General features: G+C 68.0%; 10 protein-coding genes and 1 tRNA gene. 6 read left to right on the top strand and 5 right to left on the bottom strand.

The features are described 5' to 3' along the window. Positions 1 to 20 precede the first annotated feature (20 nt). The 6 genes from rpsU to BMZ19_RS16495 all read left to right on the top strand — a co-directional run bounded on the left by rpsU (position 21) and on the right by BMZ19_RS16495 (position 8171). Positions 21 to 236, top strand: a complete 216-nt coding sequence (gene rpsU, locus BMZ19_RS16520) for a 30S ribosomal protein S21 (RefSeq protein WP_003085057.1) — start codon at positions 21 to 23, stop codon at positions 234 to 236. A gap of 228 nt (positions 237 to 464) precedes the next feature. Further along, positions 465 to 2423 carry a DNA primase gene (gene dnaG / locus BMZ19_RS16515; RefSeq protein WP_090312680.1) on the top strand — a complete coding sequence of 653 codons (1959 nt, stop codon included), beginning with the start codon at positions 465 to 467 and terminating at the stop codon, positions 2421 to 2423. Positions 2424 to 2491: 68 nt separating this feature from the next. Next, positions 2492 to 4345 (top strand): RNA polymerase sigma factor RpoD, encoded by a 1854-nt coding sequence (rpoD, locus tag BMZ19_RS16510; protein WP_090312679.1) that lies wholly within the window; start codon positions 2492 to 2494, stop codon positions 4343 to 4345. A 112-nt stretch (positions 4346 to 4457) separates the two neighbouring features. Continuing rightward, positions 4458 to 7478, top strand: a complete 3021-nt coding sequence (locus BMZ19_RS16505) for a bifunctional diguanylate cyclase/phosphodiesterase (protein ID WP_090312678.1) — start codon at positions 4458 to 4460, stop codon at positions 7476 to 7478. A 104-nt stretch (positions 7479 to 7582) separates the two neighbouring features. Then, positions 7583 to 7659, top strand: a tRNA-Ile gene (locus BMZ19_RS16500). A 176-nt stretch (positions 7660 to 7835) separates the two neighbouring features. Beyond that, positions 7836 to 8171 carry a DUF2388 domain-containing protein gene (locus BMZ19_RS16495; RefSeq protein WP_090312677.1) on the top strand — a complete coding sequence of 112 codons (336 nt, stop codon included), beginning with the start codon at positions 7836 to 7838 and terminating at the stop codon, positions 8169 to 8171. A 66-nt stretch (positions 8172 to 8237) separates the two neighbouring features. On the opposite strand, the gene gcvP is transcribed toward BMZ19_RS16495, so the two are convergent. The 5 genes from gcvP to BMZ19_RS16470 all read right to left on the bottom strand — a co-directional run bounded on the left by gcvP (position 8238) and on the right by BMZ19_RS16470 (position 15640). Next, positions 8238 to 11117, bottom strand: coding sequence for an aminomethyl-transferring glycine dehydrogenase (gene gcvP, locus BMZ19_RS16490; protein ID WP_090312676.1), 2880 nt, complete (start codon positions 11115 to 11117; stop codon positions 8238 to 8240). 111 nt (positions 11118 to 11228) lie between these two features. Next, positions 11229 to 11612 (bottom strand): glycine cleavage system protein GcvH, encoded by a 384-nt coding sequence (gcvH, locus tag BMZ19_RS16485; RefSeq protein WP_090312675.1) that lies wholly within the window; start codon positions 11610 to 11612, stop codon positions 11229 to 11231. 99 nt (positions 11613 to 11711) lie between these two features. Further along, positions 11712 to 12797: a glycine cleavage system aminomethyltransferase GcvT gene (gene gcvT / locus BMZ19_RS16480; protein ID WP_090312674.1), complete on the bottom strand. Its 1086-nt coding sequence runs from the start codon at positions 12795 to 12797 to the stop codon at positions 11712 to 11714. A gap of 68 nt (positions 12798 to 12865) precedes the next feature. Further along, positions 12866 to 14482 carry an ABC transporter permease gene (locus BMZ19_RS16475; RefSeq protein ID WP_090312673.1) on the bottom strand — a complete coding sequence of 539 codons (1617 nt, stop codon included), beginning with the start codon at positions 14480 to 14482 and terminating at the stop codon, positions 12866 to 12868. A gap of 156 nt (positions 14483 to 14638) precedes the next feature. Further along, positions 14639 to 15640: an extracellular solute-binding protein gene (locus BMZ19_RS16470; protein ID WP_090312672.1), complete on the bottom strand. Its 1002-nt coding sequence runs from the start codon at positions 15638 to 15640 to the stop codon at positions 14639 to 14641. Between the last annotated feature and the right edge of the window lie 16 nt (positions 15641 to 15656).

The raw sequence follows: 15656 nt of genomic DNA, 5'->3' as shown, positions 1-15656 counted from the left end.
TCAGTGAAGGTACGACCTGGATGCCAGCCGTCAAAGTTAAAGAGAACGAACCCTTCGACGTAGCTCTGCGTCGTTTCAAGCGCTCCTGCGAAAAAGCCGGTGTACTGGCCGAAGTGCGTAGCCGCGAGTTTTACGAAAAGCCCACCGCCGAGCGCAAGCGCAAGGCCGCGGCTGCCGTGAAGCGCCACGCCAAGAAAGTGCAGCGCGAACAGCGTCGTCGCGAGCGCCTGTACTGAGTTAACCCTCAGGCAGTAGCGTCTTGCACAGCACCCGGCCTTGGCCGGGTGTTTGCTTTGCAGGCCCCCGCAAAGCTCGCCTGATCCGCGAACCTGACCGGCGACCTGCCGCACCACCCGCCACTCCGCCTTGCCCGCGCAAGGGTCGGAGTTTTCGGCATTCCCGGCGGCCGCCTGGCTTTTCAGGCGGGCGGCAGCCATGCTGAACAGCATGCACACGAGCAGCCCATGGCCGGCCTGATCCCACAGCGCTTCATCGACGACCTGCTGAACCGCACCGACATCGTCGAGGTGGTGGGTTCGCGCGTGCAGCTGAAGAAGACCGGCAAGAACTACAGCGCCTGCTGCCCGTTCCACCAGGAAAAGACCCCCTCGTTCACCGTCAGCCCGGACAAGCAGTTCTACTACTGCTTCGGCTGCGGCGCCGGCGGCAACGCCCTCGGCTTCGTCATGGACCATGACCACCTCGACTTCCCCGAGGCGGTCGAGGAACTGGCCAAGCGCGCCGGCCTCGAGGTCCAGCGCGAAGACAGCCGCCCCGGACAGAAGCCGCGCCAGCCGGTCGATTCGCCGCTGTACCCGCTGCTCAGCGCCGCCGCCGACTTCTACCGCCACGCCCTGAAGAGCCATCCGGCGCGCCAGGCGGCCGTCGACTACCTCAAGGGCCGCGGCCTGTCCGGGGTGATCGCCCGCGACTTCGGCCTCGGCTTCGCCCCGCCCGGCTGGGACAACCTGATGAAGCACCTGGGTGGCGACAGCCTGCAAGAGAAGGCGATGATCGACGCCGGCCTGCTGATCGAGAACGCCGAGGGCCGGCGCTACGACCGCTTCCGCGACCGGGTGATGTTCCCCATCCGCGACAGCCGCGGCCGGGTGATCGCCTTCGGCGGCCGGGTACTCGGCGACGACAAGCCCAAGTACCTCAACTCGCCGGAAACCCCGGTGTTCCACAAGGGCCAGGAACTGTACGGCCTGTACGAGGCCCGCAAGAACAACCGCGACCTCGACGAGATCATGGTGGTCGAAGGCTACATGGACGTCATCGCCCTGGCCCAGCAAGGCCTGCGCAACGCCGTCGCGACCCTCGGCACCGCCACCAGCGAGGAACACATCAAGCGCCTGTTCCGCCTGGTGCCGAACATCCTGTTCTGCTTCGACGGTGACCAGGCCGGCCGCAAGGCCGCCTGGCGGGCACTGGAGGCCTGCCTGCCGAGCCTGCAGGATGGCCGCCGGGCGCGCTTCCTGTTCCTCCCCGAGGGCGAGGACCCGGACAGCCTGGTGCGCAAGGAAGGCCCCGACGCCTTCCGCGCGCGCATCAGCCAGCAGGCCCAGCCGCTGGCCGACTACTTCTTCCGCCACCTGATGGAAGAAGCCGACCCCGCCACCCTAGAGGGCAAGGCCCACCTGGCCACCCTCGCCGCGCCGCTGCTCGACCAGTTGCCCGGCGCCAACCTGCGCGCCCTGATGCGCCAGCGCCTGGGCGAAATCACCGGCCTCGGCAGCGAAATGCTCGGCCAGCTGGCGAGCGCGCCGACCAGTGACGTGCCGCCGACGGACTTCGCACCGTCTCATGACGACTACAGCCCGAGCTATCCGCCCTATCCGGGCGAGCGCGACGACTGGCCAGCCGGCCAGGGCCGCAAGCAGCAGGGCAAGAAACCATGGCAGGACGGCGACAACTGGAAAGGCAGGAAGGCCGGACAGCGCCGCGAGCCGCCCTCGATGCCGCCACCGCGCAGCGGTGCCGGCGCCGGCGTCGAGCCGCCGACTCTGAGCGCCTTGCGCACCTTGCTGCACCATCCGCAACTGGCGCAGAAGGTCGAGGATGCCGGGCATTTTGCCGCCGAAGACGACACCTACACCCAGCTGCTGGTGGCGCTGCTGGAATCGCTGCAGAAGCACCCGCAGCAGAACTCGCTGCAACTGATCGCTCGCTGGCACGGCACGGAACAAGGACGCCTGCTGCGTGGTCTAGCGGAAAAGGAATGGCTGATCCGTCAGGACAACCTTGAACAACAGTTTTTCGACACTATAACTACCTTGGCAGACCGTCAGCGTGAGCGCAGCCTCGAAGGCTTGTTGCGCAAAGCGCGGCACAGCGAACTCAGTGCAGAGGAAAAACTCCGCCTGCGTGCGCTTCTGAGCCGGAGCGAAATCCCTGCGTCCCCGGGTCCCGCTGGTACCTGAGGCCCCGGATCGATTATAATGCTCGGCTTATTTTCAGCCCGCCAAGACCTTCAGTGGATAGGGTGACCATGTCCGTAAAAGCGCAACAGCAGTCCCGCCTCAAAGAGCTGATCGCCCGTGGTCGTGAGCAGGGTTACCTGACTTACGCCGAGGTCAACGACCACCTGCCGGAAGATATTTCCGATCCGGAGCAGGTGGAAGACATCATCCGCATGATCAACGACATGGGGATCAACGTATTCGAGACAGCTCCGGATGCGGATGCCCTGCTGCTCGCCGAAGGTGACACCGACGAAGCTGCCGCCGAGGAGGCCGCTGCGGCCCTGGCCGCGGTGGAAAGCGACATCGGTCGCACCACCGACCCGGTGCGCATGTACATGCGCGAAATGGGTACCGTGGAGCTGCTGACCCGCGAAGGCGAGATCGAAATCGCCAAGCGCATCGAGGAAGGCATCCGCGAGGTGATGAGCGCCATCGCCCAGTTCCCCGGTTCGGTGGAAAGCATCCTCGCCGAATACCAGCGCGTCACCAGCGAAGGTGGCCGTCTGTCCGACATCCTCAGCGGCTACATCGACCCCGACGACGGCACCCTGCCGGCGGAGAGCGAAGCCGTGCCGACGCCGACGCCAGCCGCCAAGGAAGCCGTCGAGGACGAGGACGAGGACGAAGACAAGGAGAAGTCCGACAGCACCGAAGAAGAAGGCGACGGCGGCCCCGATCCGGAAGAGGCGCTGCGCCGCTTCACCGCGGTGGCCGAGCAGCTGGCGGTGGCCCACAAGGCCCTGAAGAAGTACGGTCGCGGCAGCACGCAGGCAAGCGCCGAGCTGGTAGCCCTCGCCGAGCTGTTCATGCCGATCAAGCTGGTGCCCAAGCAGTTCGACGTGCTGGTGGAGATGGTCCGCGGCGCCCTCGACCGCGTGCGCCAGCAGGAACGCGCGATCATGCAGCTGTGCGTCCGCGATGCGCGCATGCCGCGTGCCGACTTCCTCAAGCTGTTCCCCGGCAACGAGGTCGACCTGAACTGGTCCGCCGCGCTGGCCGGCGGCAAGGCCAAGTATGCCGAGGCCATCGCCCGCCTGCAGGCCGACATCCAGCGCAACCAGCAGGTGCTGGTCGATCTCGAGAACGAGGTCGGCCTGACCGTCGCCGAGATCAAGGACATCAACCGCCAGATGTCCATCGGCGAGGCCAAGGCCCGCCGCGCCAAGAAGGAAATGGTCGAGGCCAACCTGCGCCTGGTGATCTCCATCGCCAAGAAGTACACCAACCGTGGCCTGCAGTTCCTCGACCTGATCCAGGAAGGCAACATCGGCCTGATGAAGGCGGTGGACAAGTTCGAATACCGCCGCGGCTACAAGTTCTCGACCTACGCCACCTGGTGGATCCGCCAGGCGATCACCCGCTCGATCGCCGACCAGGCGCGCACCATCCGCATCCCGGTGCACATGATCGAGACGATCAACAAGCTCAACCGCATCTCCCGCCAGATGCTCCAGGAGATGGGCCGCGAGCCGACTCCGGAAGAGCTGGGCGAGCGCATGGAAATGCCCGAGGACAAGATCCGCAAGGTATTGAAGATCGCCAAGGAACCGATCTCCATGGAAACCCCGATCGGCGACGACGAAGACTCGCATCTGGGCGACTTCATCGAGGACTCCAGCATGCAGTCGCCGATCGACGTGGCGACTGTGGAGAGCCTCAAGGAAGCCACCCGCGAAGTGCTCGCCGGTCTCACCGCCCGGGAAGCCAAGGTACTGCGCATGCGTTTCGGCATCGACATGAATACCGACCATACCCTCGAGGAAGTCGGCAAGCAGTTCGACGTGACCCGCGAGCGCATCCGCCAGATCGAGGCCAAGGCGCTGCGCAAGCTGCGCCATCCGACCCGCAGCGAACACCTGCGCTCGTTCCTCGACGAGTAAGGCTGACGCAAGGAAAGAAACCCCGGCGCCGCAAGGCCCGGGGTTTTTTCTTGCGCGCCGTTCAGGCCGAGCCTCTACACTTGGTCGATGAACGCGCAACCGAGGGATCGCCATGTCGCGCCTGTTGGCCTTGTCGGGACTCTGCCTGGCACTGTTTCCCGCCTGTAGCCAAGCCGCCGTGCCGGGATGGATCCCGAACGAGTGGCTAGCATCGCCCCACCACCTCATCCTCCTGCTGGGCCTGCCGACCCTCGGCCTGCTGCTGTGGGGCTGGCGACTGCGCCGGCGGCGCAGCCAGCGCCTCGCCACGCTCGAGCACAGCCTGCGCAGCGCCGCGGAGCACTACCACAGCCTGATGGCGCAGCTGCCGCTGGTCAGCTGGGAACTGCGCCTGAGCGACCTGCGCTTCACCCGTATCTCGGCGCAGGCCGAAGCGCTGCTCGGCTATCCTACCGCTGCCTGGCTGGAAGCGGACTTCTGCAGCCGCACCCTGTACCCGGCGGATGCCGCGGCCACCCTCACCTTTCTGCAGGGTGACGGCGACCCAGCCCGTCACGAACACCGCCTGATCGCCGCCGACGGCCGCCTGGTCTGGGTGCTGACCATCGTCCAGCGCCTGCGCAGCGGCGACGACACTCTGCTCCAGGGGCTGTGCATCGACATTGGCCAGAGCAAGCAGGTCGAGCAGGCCCTGCGCCGGTCCGAGCAGAGATTCAGCTCGGCGTTCCACAACAGTCCCGACATCATGCTGCTGCTCGAACGCGACAGCGGGCGCATCCTCACCGCCAACCGGGCCTTCGAGCAGGCCGCCGGGCTGAGCGCCGACGCCGTGTGCGGACGCACCACCAGCGAGCTGGGCTTCTGGCACCGCCACGAACAGGGCCTGCAGGTGCTCCAGCAGCTGCAGGAGCACGACCTGCAGAACATCGAGGTCAGCCTGCTCCGCCACGGCAAGCAGGCATTCACCGGCCTGCTCTCGGCGCGGCGCATCGAGCTGGACGGCCAGCCGGCGGCCATCGTGGTGCTGCGCGACCTTGCCGACCTGCAGCAGGCCCGCCAGCAGCTGCACAGCAGCGAGGAAAAATTCGCCAAAGTGTTCTACGCCTCTCCCGACGCCCTGAGCATCACCCGTCTGTGCGATGGCCGGCTGCTCGAGGCCAACCCCGGCTTCACCCAGATCACTGGCTACAGCCCGAGCGAGGCGCTCAATCACACCGCCCTCGAGCTGGAGCTGTGGGTCGACCCGGCCGACCGCCAGCGTCTGCTGCGCACCCTCGAACAAGACGGCAGCGTGCAGCACATGCCCACCTACATACGCACCCGCGACGGCCAGCAGCGCCTGTGCGAGCTCAGCGCCCAGGCGCTGCAGATCGACGGCGAGGACTGCGTGCTGATCATCGCCCACGATGTCAGCGAACGCATGCAGATGCAGGAGCGCCTGCTGCAGGCCGCCACCGTGTTCGAGAGCACCGCCGAAGGAGTGATGATCACCGACCTCGAGCAGCGCATCGTGGCCATCAACCGCGCCTTCAGCGCCATCACCGGCTACAGCGAAGGCGAGGCCCTCGGCCAGACTCCGCAGCTGCTCGCTTCCGGACAGCACGGCGCAGAGTTCGACGAGGAGATCGGCGCCAGCATCGCGCGCGACGGCCACTGGCAGGGCGAGATCTGGAACCGGCGCAAGAACGGCGAATCCTATCCGGCGTGGATGACCATCAGCGCGGTGCGCAATGGCGGCAACCGGATTTCCCACCATGTCGCGGTCTTCGCCGACATCACCAGCCTCAAGCACGCCCAGGCGCGTCTCGACTACCAGGCCCACCACGACCCGCTGACCGGCCTGCCCAACCGCCTGCTGTTCGAGAACCGCCTGCAGCAGGCGCTCGACGAGGCGCAGGCCGAGCAGCGCCGCGGCGCCGTGCTGTTCCTCGACCTCGACCGCTTCAAGCACATCAACGACAGTCTCGGCCACCCGGTCGGCGACCTGCTGCTGCAGGGCATCGCCAAGCGCCTGCGCGAACAGTTGCGCGAGATCGACACCGTGGCGCGCCTCGGCGGTGACGAATTCATCGTGCTGATGCCCACCCTGCAGCAGACCAGCGACGTCGAGCGGGTCGCCAACAAGCTGATGAGCGCCTTCGGCACCCCGTTCAACGCTGGCGGCCACGAGTTCTTCATGAGCTCGAGCATGGGCATCAGCCTGTTTCCCGAACATGGCGAGGATGTCGCCACCCTGGTGAAGAACGCCGACAGCGCGATGTACAAGGCCAAGGCGCGCGGGCGCAACCGCATCGAGTTCTACACCGCCGACCTGAGCTCCCTGGCCACCGAGCGCATGGCCCTGGAAAACGACCTGCGCCGCGCCGCCGAACGCGGCGAGCTGCACCTCTACTACCAGCCCAAGCAGTGCCTGAGCAGCGGTCTGCTGGTAGGTGCCGAAGCGCTGCTGCGCTGGCGGCATCCGCTGCACGGCGACGTGCCGCCGGAGCGCTTCGTCGCCCTAGCCGAGGAAAACGGCAGCATCCTCGAGCTGGGCGACTGGGTTCTGCAGGAAGCCTGCCGGCAGCTGAGCTGCTGGCAGAAGGACTTTGCGCCATTCGGCCCGCTGGCGGTCAACCTGGCCGGCGCGCAACTGCGCCAGCCGCAGCTGGTCGGGCGGATCAGCGAGTTGCTCGCCGCTGCCGGCCTGGCACCCGGCAACCTGCAGCTGGAAATCACCGAGACCTTCGTCATGAGTCAGAAGGAGGAAGCCCTGCCCATCCTCCAGGCCCTCAAGGAACTCGGCCTGCAGCTGGCGATCGACGACTTCGGCACCGGCTACTCCTCGCTGAGCTACCTCAAGCGCCTGCCCATCGACATCCTGAAGATCGACCAGTCGTTCATCGCCGGCCTGCCGGACGACCCCGAGGACGCCGCCATCACCCGCGCCATCATCGCCCTCGGTCGCAGCATGCAGCTGACGGTGATTGCCGAGGGCGTGGAAACCAAGTCGCAGGAGCGTTTCCTCGCCTTCGAGGGCTGCCAGCAGATCCAGGGCTACGTGCTGAGCAAGCCGCTGCCGGCCGCGGAGTTCGCCAGCAAGTTCCTCAAGCTCCGGCAAGCCGTTGGCGTTGGCGCGCAGGCCCCGCTATAATCGCCGCGCCCTGCTGGCACGCCTTCGCGCGCACGGCAGGCATGCAGAGGACGCCCGCCGGCCTCACCGCAAGGAACTGCCCCGCCCAGCCGGGGTTCGATAGCGGGCCTATAGCTCAGTTGGTCAGAGCAGGCGACTCATAATCGCTTGGTCGCAGGTTCAAGTCCTGCTGGGCCCACCATATAAATCAAAGGGTTAGGTGATTTTCACCTAGCCCTTTGGCGTTTTCGGGCCGGCGTTTTCCGCTCTCCGCGGCGCGCGCTCCACAGCCGATGAGCGGCACCCGCCGCCGGGAACTCACCGCCGCCCTTCCCCTCTGAGGAGACACGCCGTCCCGGTGTTTCAGAGGAGTCCATCATGCGCCGTACCCTGCTTGTCACGTCCCTTGTCATCCTGCCTGCCGCCAGCGCCCTGGCCGACCATCGCGGGCACGACGTGAATATCGGCTGGGGAGAGGTTGCCACCTCCGCGGGGGTTTCCGCCTCGCTGTATTCCACCTTCAAGGACGAGAAGCTGGTGCTCGCCGCCGAGGACGACGCCTCCAGCTTCGTCGCCAGCGGCGGCAGCATCCGCGGCGCCTACCTGGAGGCCGCGCTGCAGCAGATCCGCCGCGACCACCCCGGCCTCAAGGCCAGCGACGAGGAACTGGCCAGCGCCATGCTCGTCAACGCCCAGAGCGGCGCGCCACGCTGAGTTCCGGGCCGCCGCACACCAAAAAGCCGTCGCAAGCGACGGCTTTTTCGCTCACGCCCCCGCACCTCACTCCCGATACGCCTCCACCGGCACGCAGGCGCAGAACAGGTGGCGGTCGCCGTAGACGTTGTCGATCCGGTTGACCGCCGGCCAGTACTTGAACGCCCGGGTGTGCGTGCTGGGGGTCACCGCCTCGGCGAGGCTGTAGGGCCGCGTCCACTCGCTGGTGACGTCGGCCAGGGTGTGCGGCGCCTGCTTGAGCGGATTGTCGTCCGCCGGCCACTCGCCGGCCTCGATGCGGGCGATCTCGGCGCGGATGCCCAGCATGGCGTCGACGAAGCGGTCCAGCTCGGCCTTCGACTCGCTCTCGGTCGGCTCGACCATCAGCGTGCCGGGCACCGGGAAAGACATCGTCGGCGCATGGAAGCCGTAGTCCATCAGGCGCTTGGCGACATCCTCTTCGCTGATCCCGCTGGCCGCCTTGAGCGGGCGCAGGTCGAGGATGCACTCGTGGGCCACCCGGCCGTTGCGCCCGCTGTAGAGCACCGGATAGGCCGCCGCAAGACGGGTAGCCAGGTAGTTGGCGTTGAGGATCGCCACCTCGGTGGCCTCGCGCAGCTGCGGCCCCATCATGGCGATGTACATCCAGCTGATCGGCAGGATGCTCGCGCTGCCCCAGGGCGCGGCGCTGACGGCGGTGTTCTGCGCCAGCGGCCCGTCCAGCTCGACCACCGGGTGGTTGGCGAGGAAGGGCGCCAGGTGCGCCTTCACCCCGATCGGCCCCATGCCCGGCCCGCCACCGCCGTGGGGAATGCAGAAGGTCTTGTGCAGGTTGAGGTGCGCCACGTCGGCGCCGATGTCGGCCGGGCGGGTCAGGCCGACCTGCGCGTTCATGTTAGCGCCGTCCATATACACTTGGCCGCCGTGGGCATGCACCGCCGCGCAGATCTTGCGGATGCCCTCCTCGTACACGCCGTGGGTCGACGGATAGGTGATCATCAGGCAGGACAGCCGCTCGCCGGCCTCGGCCGCCTTGCGCTTGAGGTCGGCGAGATCGACGTTGCCCTGGCTGTCGCAGTCGACCACCACCACCTGCATGCCGGCCATCTGCGCCGAGGCCGGGTTGGTACCGTGGGCCGAAGCCGGTATCAGGCAGACGTCGCGGCGCGCCTCGCCGCGGCTGGCGTGGTACTGGTGGATCGCCAGCAGTCCGGCGTATTCGCCCTGGGCGCCGGAGTTGGGCTGCAGGCTGATGGCATCGAAGCCGGTGATGGCGCACAGCCACTGCTCCAGCTCGTCGAGTAGCAGCCGGTAGCCGCGCGCCTGCTCGCGCGGCACGAAGGGATGCAGGCTGGCGAACTGCGGCCAGCTGACCGGCAGCATCTCGCTGACGGCGTTGAGCTTCATGGTGCAGGACCCGAGCGGGATCATCGCCTGATTGAGCGCCAGGTCGCGGCCTTCCAGCTGGCGCAGGTAGCGCAGCATCTCGGTCTCGCTGTGGTGGCTGTTGAATACCGGATGACTGAGGAAATCCGAGGTGCGCGCCAGCGCGGCGGGAATGCCGCCGGCCAGCCCGGCATCGTCGGCCAGCCCGGCCAGGTCGAAGCCGTGGTCGGCGCCGAGGAAGATCTGCGCCAGGCGCGCTACGGTGTCCAGACTGCAGGTCTCGTCGAGGCTGAGGCCGACCCGGCCGTGGCCGAGGATGCGCAGGTTGATCCGCGCGTCATGGGCGCTGGCGAGGATCGCCTGCTGGGCGCCGCCGACCTCCAGGGTCAGGGTGTCGAAGAACTGCCGGTTGAGGCGCCGGATGCCGCCCTGCTCGAGGACCCGGGCGAGGATCGCGGTCAGCCGCTGCACCCGGCCGGCGATGCGCCGCAGGCCCTGCGGACCGTGATAGACGGCGTAGAAGCCGGCCATGTTGGCCAGCAGCGCCTGGGACGTGCAGATATTGGAGTTGGCCTTCTCGCGGCGGATGTGCTGCTCGCGGGTCTGCAGGGCCATGCGCAGCGCGACGTTGCCGCGGGCGTCCCTGGATACGCCGATCAGGCGCCCAGGCATGGCGCGCTTGAACGCATCGCGGGTGGCGAAGAAGGCGGCGTGCGGGCCGCCGTAGCCCATCGGCACGCCGAAGCGCTGAGCGCTGCCGAGCACCACGTCGGCGCCCAGCTCGCCCGGCGGGGTCAGCAGCACCAGGGCGAGCAGGTCGCTAGCGACGCAGGCCAGCGCCTGCTGGGCATGCAGCTGGGCGATCAGCGGGCGTAGATCGCGGATCTCGCCGTGGCTGTCGGGATACTGCAGCAGGGCGCCGAACACCTCATGCTCGCCGAGCTTCTCCGGCGCATCGATCACCAGCTCGAAGCCGAAGCCGCTGGCACGGGTCTGCAGCACCGAAATGGTCTGCGGATGGCAGTTCTCGTCGACGAAGAAGCGCTGACTGGCGCTCTTCGCCACTCGCCGGGCCATGGCCATCGCCTCGGCGGCGGCGGTGGCCTCGTCGAGCAGCGAGGCGCCGGCCAGGTCGAGGCCGGTGAGGTCGCAGGTCAGTTGCTGGAAGTTGAGCAAAGCCTCCAGGCGCCCTTGGGAGATCTCCGGCTGGTAGGGCGTGTAGGCGGTGTACCAGCCAGGGTTCTCCAGCACGTTGCGCAGGATCACCGGCGGGGTGTGGGTGGCGTAGTAGCCCATGCCGATCAGGCTGGTCCAGCACTCGTTCTGCTCGGCATAGCCACGCAGGCGCGCCAGCGCGGCCTGCTCGTCCAGCGCCGGCGGCAAGGCCAGCGGGCCGTCCAGGCGGATGGCCGGCGGCACGGTCTGCTCGATCAGTTCGGCGCGGGAAGCGACGCCCAGGGCGTCGAGCATGGCACGCTGCTCCGCGGCATCCGGGCCGAGATGCCGCGGGAGGAAGGCTTCGGGCTGCAGCAGATCGCTGGGGCGGGACGAGTGGGGCATGACGCGGACTCCGGAACGGATGTCCGGCCGCGCCTGCGGCCGGGCAGACATGGAACGCGGAGCTGACGACCCGGCCGCTGGCAGCGACGCCGGCCACCAGCGGCAGAAGGATCAGGCGTCGCAGCTGGCCTGGTAGGCGGCGGCGTCGAGCAGCTGCGCCAGCTCGGCGGCATTGGCCGGCTGCAGCCGGTAGAACCAGGCTTCGTAGGGGGCGGCATTGACGGCTTCTGGCGCATCGGCCAGCGCCTCGTTGACCGCAATCACCGTGCCGGCGACCGGCGCGTAGATGTCCGAGGCGGCCTTGACCGACTCGACCACGCCGGCCTGCTCGCCGGCGGCCAGCGCCTTGCCGACTTCCGGCAGCTCGACGTAGACCACGTCGCCCAGGGCTTCCTGGGCATGATCGGTGATGCCCACGGTGACGCTGCCGTCCTCTTCCAGACGGGCCCATTCGTGGCTGGCGGCGTAACGCAGTTCGGCAGGGGTATTGCTCATTATTGGATTCCTTGTTCGGTTCGGCGTGCGCAATCACGCCAGCGGAAAAGTGCGCTCAACAGTACATGGACGCAGCAGCGCCGGCTACGCCCTGTCGCCTCAGATCAGGGCCTTGCCGTGGCGCACGAAGTTCGCCTTGACCACCCGCACCGGGTACCACTTGCCGCGGATCTCCACCTCGGCGCGCTCGCCGGTGCCGGCCGGCACCCGCGCCAGGGCGATGGACTTGCCGAGGGTCGGCGAAAAGCTGCCGCTGGTGATCTCGCCTTCGCCGAGGCCGGCGACGCGCACCACCTGATGGGCGCGCAGCACGCCGCGCTCCTCGAGCACCAGGCCGACCAGTTTGGTCTCCGCGCCGCCGCCGGCACGCTGTGCCTCGAGCGCGCCGCGGCCGATGAAGTCGCGCTCGGCCGGCTGCCAGGCGATGGTCCAGGCGAGGTTGGCCGCCATCGGAGTCACCGTCTCGCTCATGTCCTGACCATAGAGGTTGAGCCCGGCTTCCAGGCGCAGGGTGTCGCGCGCGCCCAGCCCCGCCGGGGCGATGCCGGCGCCGACCAGATCGTTGAGGAAGCCCGGCGCCTCGGCGGCCGGCAGCATGATTTCCAGACCGTCCTCGCCGGTATAGCCGGTGCGGGCGATGAACCATTCGCCCTCGGCCAGGCCGTGGAACGGCTTGAGTTCGCGAATCAGCGCGGCCCGCGGCGGCGTCACCAGCTCGGCACAGCGCTCCCGGGCGTGCGGCCCCTGCACGGCCAGCATGGCCAGATCGCGGCGCTCGGTCAGCTCGACGGCAAAGCCCTCGGCCTGCGCCTGCAGCCAGGCGAGGTCCTTGTCGCGGGTGGCGGCGTTGACCACCAGGCGATAGCCGCTGGCGGTGCGGTAGACGATCAGGTCGTCGATCACTCCGCCCTCGGCATTCAGCATGACGCTGTACAGCGCCTGGCCCAGCTCGGTCAGGCGCGCCACGTCGTTGGCCAGCACCCGGCGCAGATACTCCCCGGCCTGCACGCCGGTGACGTCGACCACGGTCATGTGCGAGACATCGAAGACCCCGCAGTCGCTGCGCACCTGATGATGCTCCTCGACTTGCGAACCGTAGTGCAACGGCATGTCCCAGCCGCCGAAGTCGACCATCTTGGCGCCAAGCGCCACGTGCAGGTCGTAGAGGGGGGTGCGCTGTCCCATGGGATCTCCTTCCGGGCTTCGAATGGGCCGCATTGTAGCCGCAAATGACCGCCCGGACATGCGCCCGGTCAGCCGTAGCGACGGGCCGAGCGCCGGATCAGGCCGATCACCGGCAGCAGGCCGACCAGCACCAGGGTCAGCGCCGGCAGCGCCGCGCGCGCCCACTCGCCCTCGCTGGTCATCTCGAACACCCTCACCGCCAGGGTGTCCCAGCCGAACGGGCGCATCAGCAGGGTCGCCGGCATCTCCTTGAGCACGTCGACGAACACCAGCAGCGCCGCGCTCAGGGTGCCGGGCACCAGCAGCGGCAGGTAGACCCGGCGGAACAGCCGCACGCCACCGATCCCCAGACTGCGCGAAGCCTCCGGCAGCGACGGACGGATGCGCCCCAGACTGCTCTCCAGCGGACCATGGGCCACCGCCATGAAGCGCACCAGATAGGCCAGCAGCAGCGCGCTCAGACTGCCCAGCAGCAGCGGCTTGCCGTCGCCGCCCAGGGCGCCGGACAGCGGGATCACCAGATGGCGGTCCAGCCAGCTGAAGGCCAGCATGATCGACACCGCCAGCACCGAGCCGGGCAGCGCGTAGCCGAGATTGGCCAGGCCGACCAGCGCCTGCATGCGCCGGGTCGGCGCCAGCCGGCGGGCGAACGCCAGCAGCATGGCCAGCGCCACGGTGATCAGCGCGGCCATGCCGCCCAGATAGAGGGTATGCAGGATCAGGCCGACGTAGCGTTCGTCGAGGTCGAAGCGCCCGCGCTGCCAGAACCAGACCAGCAGCTGCAGCATCGGCACGACGAAGGCGCACAGCAACACCAGGCCGCACCAGGCGCTGGCGGCCAGCGCCCTGGCGCCGCGCAGGTGGTACAGCGGCGCGCTGCGCGCGCGCTCGTTGCCCGGGCGGCTGGCGCCGCGGGCGCGGCGCTCGGTGTAGAGCAGCAGCATCACCGCCAGCAGCAGCAGGCTGGCCAGCTGGGTGGCGCTGGACAGGCTGTAGAAGCCGTACCAGGTCTTGTAGATGGCGGTGGTGAAGGTGTCGAAGTTGAACACCGACACCGCGCCGAAGTCGGCCAGGGTCTCCATCAGCGCCAGCGCCAGGCCGGCGCCGATGGCCGGCCGCGCCACCGGCAATGCCACCCGCCAGAACGCCTGCCAGGGCGACAGACCGAGCACCCGCGCCGCCTCCATCAGGCCCTTGCCCTGGGCGAGGAAGGCGGTGCGCGCCAGCAGGTACACGTAGGGATAGAACACCAGCACCAGCACCACGATCACCCCGCCGGTGGAGCGTACCCGCGGCAGGCGCAGGCCGCTGCCGAACCATTCGCGCAACAGGGTCTGCACCGGCCCGGCAAAATCCAGCAGGCCGACGAAGACGAAGGCCAGCACGTAGGCGGGGATCGCGAAGGGCAGCATCAGCGCCCAGTCCAGCCACTTGCGCCCGGGGAACTCGCACAGGCTGGTCAGCCAGGCAAGGCTGACGCCGAGCAGGGTCACGCCGACCCCGACGCCCAGCACCAGACTCAGGGTGTTGCCCAGCAAGCGCGGCATCTGGGTGTCCCACAGGTGCTGCCAGATCTCGCCATCCACCTCACCCCAGCTCAGCAGCAGGACACTGAGCGGCAGCAGGACCAGGGCGGCAATCGCCGCAGCGAGTGGATACCAGCGGCGTTGAGCGGAATGGGCCACGCAGACTCCTTGGCGGGCGGATCAGGGACGGGGCCAGTTCCCAATTGCAAAAAGCATGCTCAAACCGCAAAAGGCATGCTCAGACAACGGCGGCCAAAACAAAAACGCCCCGGCTGGGCGGCCGGGGCGTCGAGTATAACCAAAGGCGGACGGGAATCAGTTCCAGCCGGCACGATCCATCAGGCGGATCGCTTCGGCCTGGCGCTTGCCAGCCACTTCCACCGGGATGCTGTCGGCCTTGAAGCTGCCCCAGGCGGCCACTTCCTTGGACGGCGCGACCTTCGGGTTGGCCGGGTATTCCTGGTTGACCCCGGCGAACACGCCCTGGGCTTCCTCACTGGTCATCCACTCCAGCAGCTGCTGCGCGGCCTCGGCATGCGGGGCATGCTTGGTCACGCCGGCGCCGGCCAGGTTGACATGCACGCCGCGGTCGGCCTGGTTCGGCCAGAACAGCTTGGCCTTGAGGTCCGGCTGCTGCTGGTGCAGACGGCCGTAGTAGTAGGTGTTGACGATGCCCACGTCGCACTGGCCGGCGTCGATGGCCTGGATCAGCGCGGTGTCGTCGGCGAACGGATCGGTAGCCAGGTTGGCGACCCAGCCCTTGACGATCTGCTCGGCCTTCTCGGCACCGTGGGTCTCGATCAGGGTGGCGGTCAGCGACTGGTTGTAGACCTTCTTGCTGGAGCGCAGGCACAGGCGGCCTTCCCAGTTCTTGTCGGCCAGCGCCTCATAGGTGCTCAGCTCGGCCGGCTTGACCCGCGCGGTGGAGTAGACGATGGTCCGCGCGCGCAGCGACAGGCCAGTCCAGGCGCCGGTGCTGGAGCGGTACTGGCTGGGGATGTTGGCGTCGATGACCTTGGACTGCAGCGGCTTGAGCACGCCTTCCTGCTCGGCCTGCCAGAGGTTGCCGGCATCCACGGTGATCAGCAGGTCGGCCGGGGTGTTCTCGCCCTCGGCCTTCAGGCGCGCCAGCAGTGGCGCTTCCTTGTCGGTGATGAACTTGACCTTGACCCCGGTCTTGGCGGTGTACTGGTCGAACACCGGCTTGATCAGCTCGTCGATGCGCGCCGAATAGACCACGACCTCGTCGGCGGCCTGCACGGTACCGGCCAGGGTGGTCAGCGCCAGGGCTGCCAGGATCTTCTTGTTTGCCTGCATGGAACACGCCTCGTAC

This window comes from Pseudomonas linyingensis (assembly GCF_900109175.1).
Classification (GTDB): domain Bacteria; phylum Pseudomonadota; class Gammaproteobacteria; order Pseudomonadales; family Pseudomonadaceae; genus Geopseudomonas; species Geopseudomonas linyingensis.
Note: the sequence above shows the minus strand (reverse complement) of the source record. Positions and strands in the feature narration are given on the sequence as shown.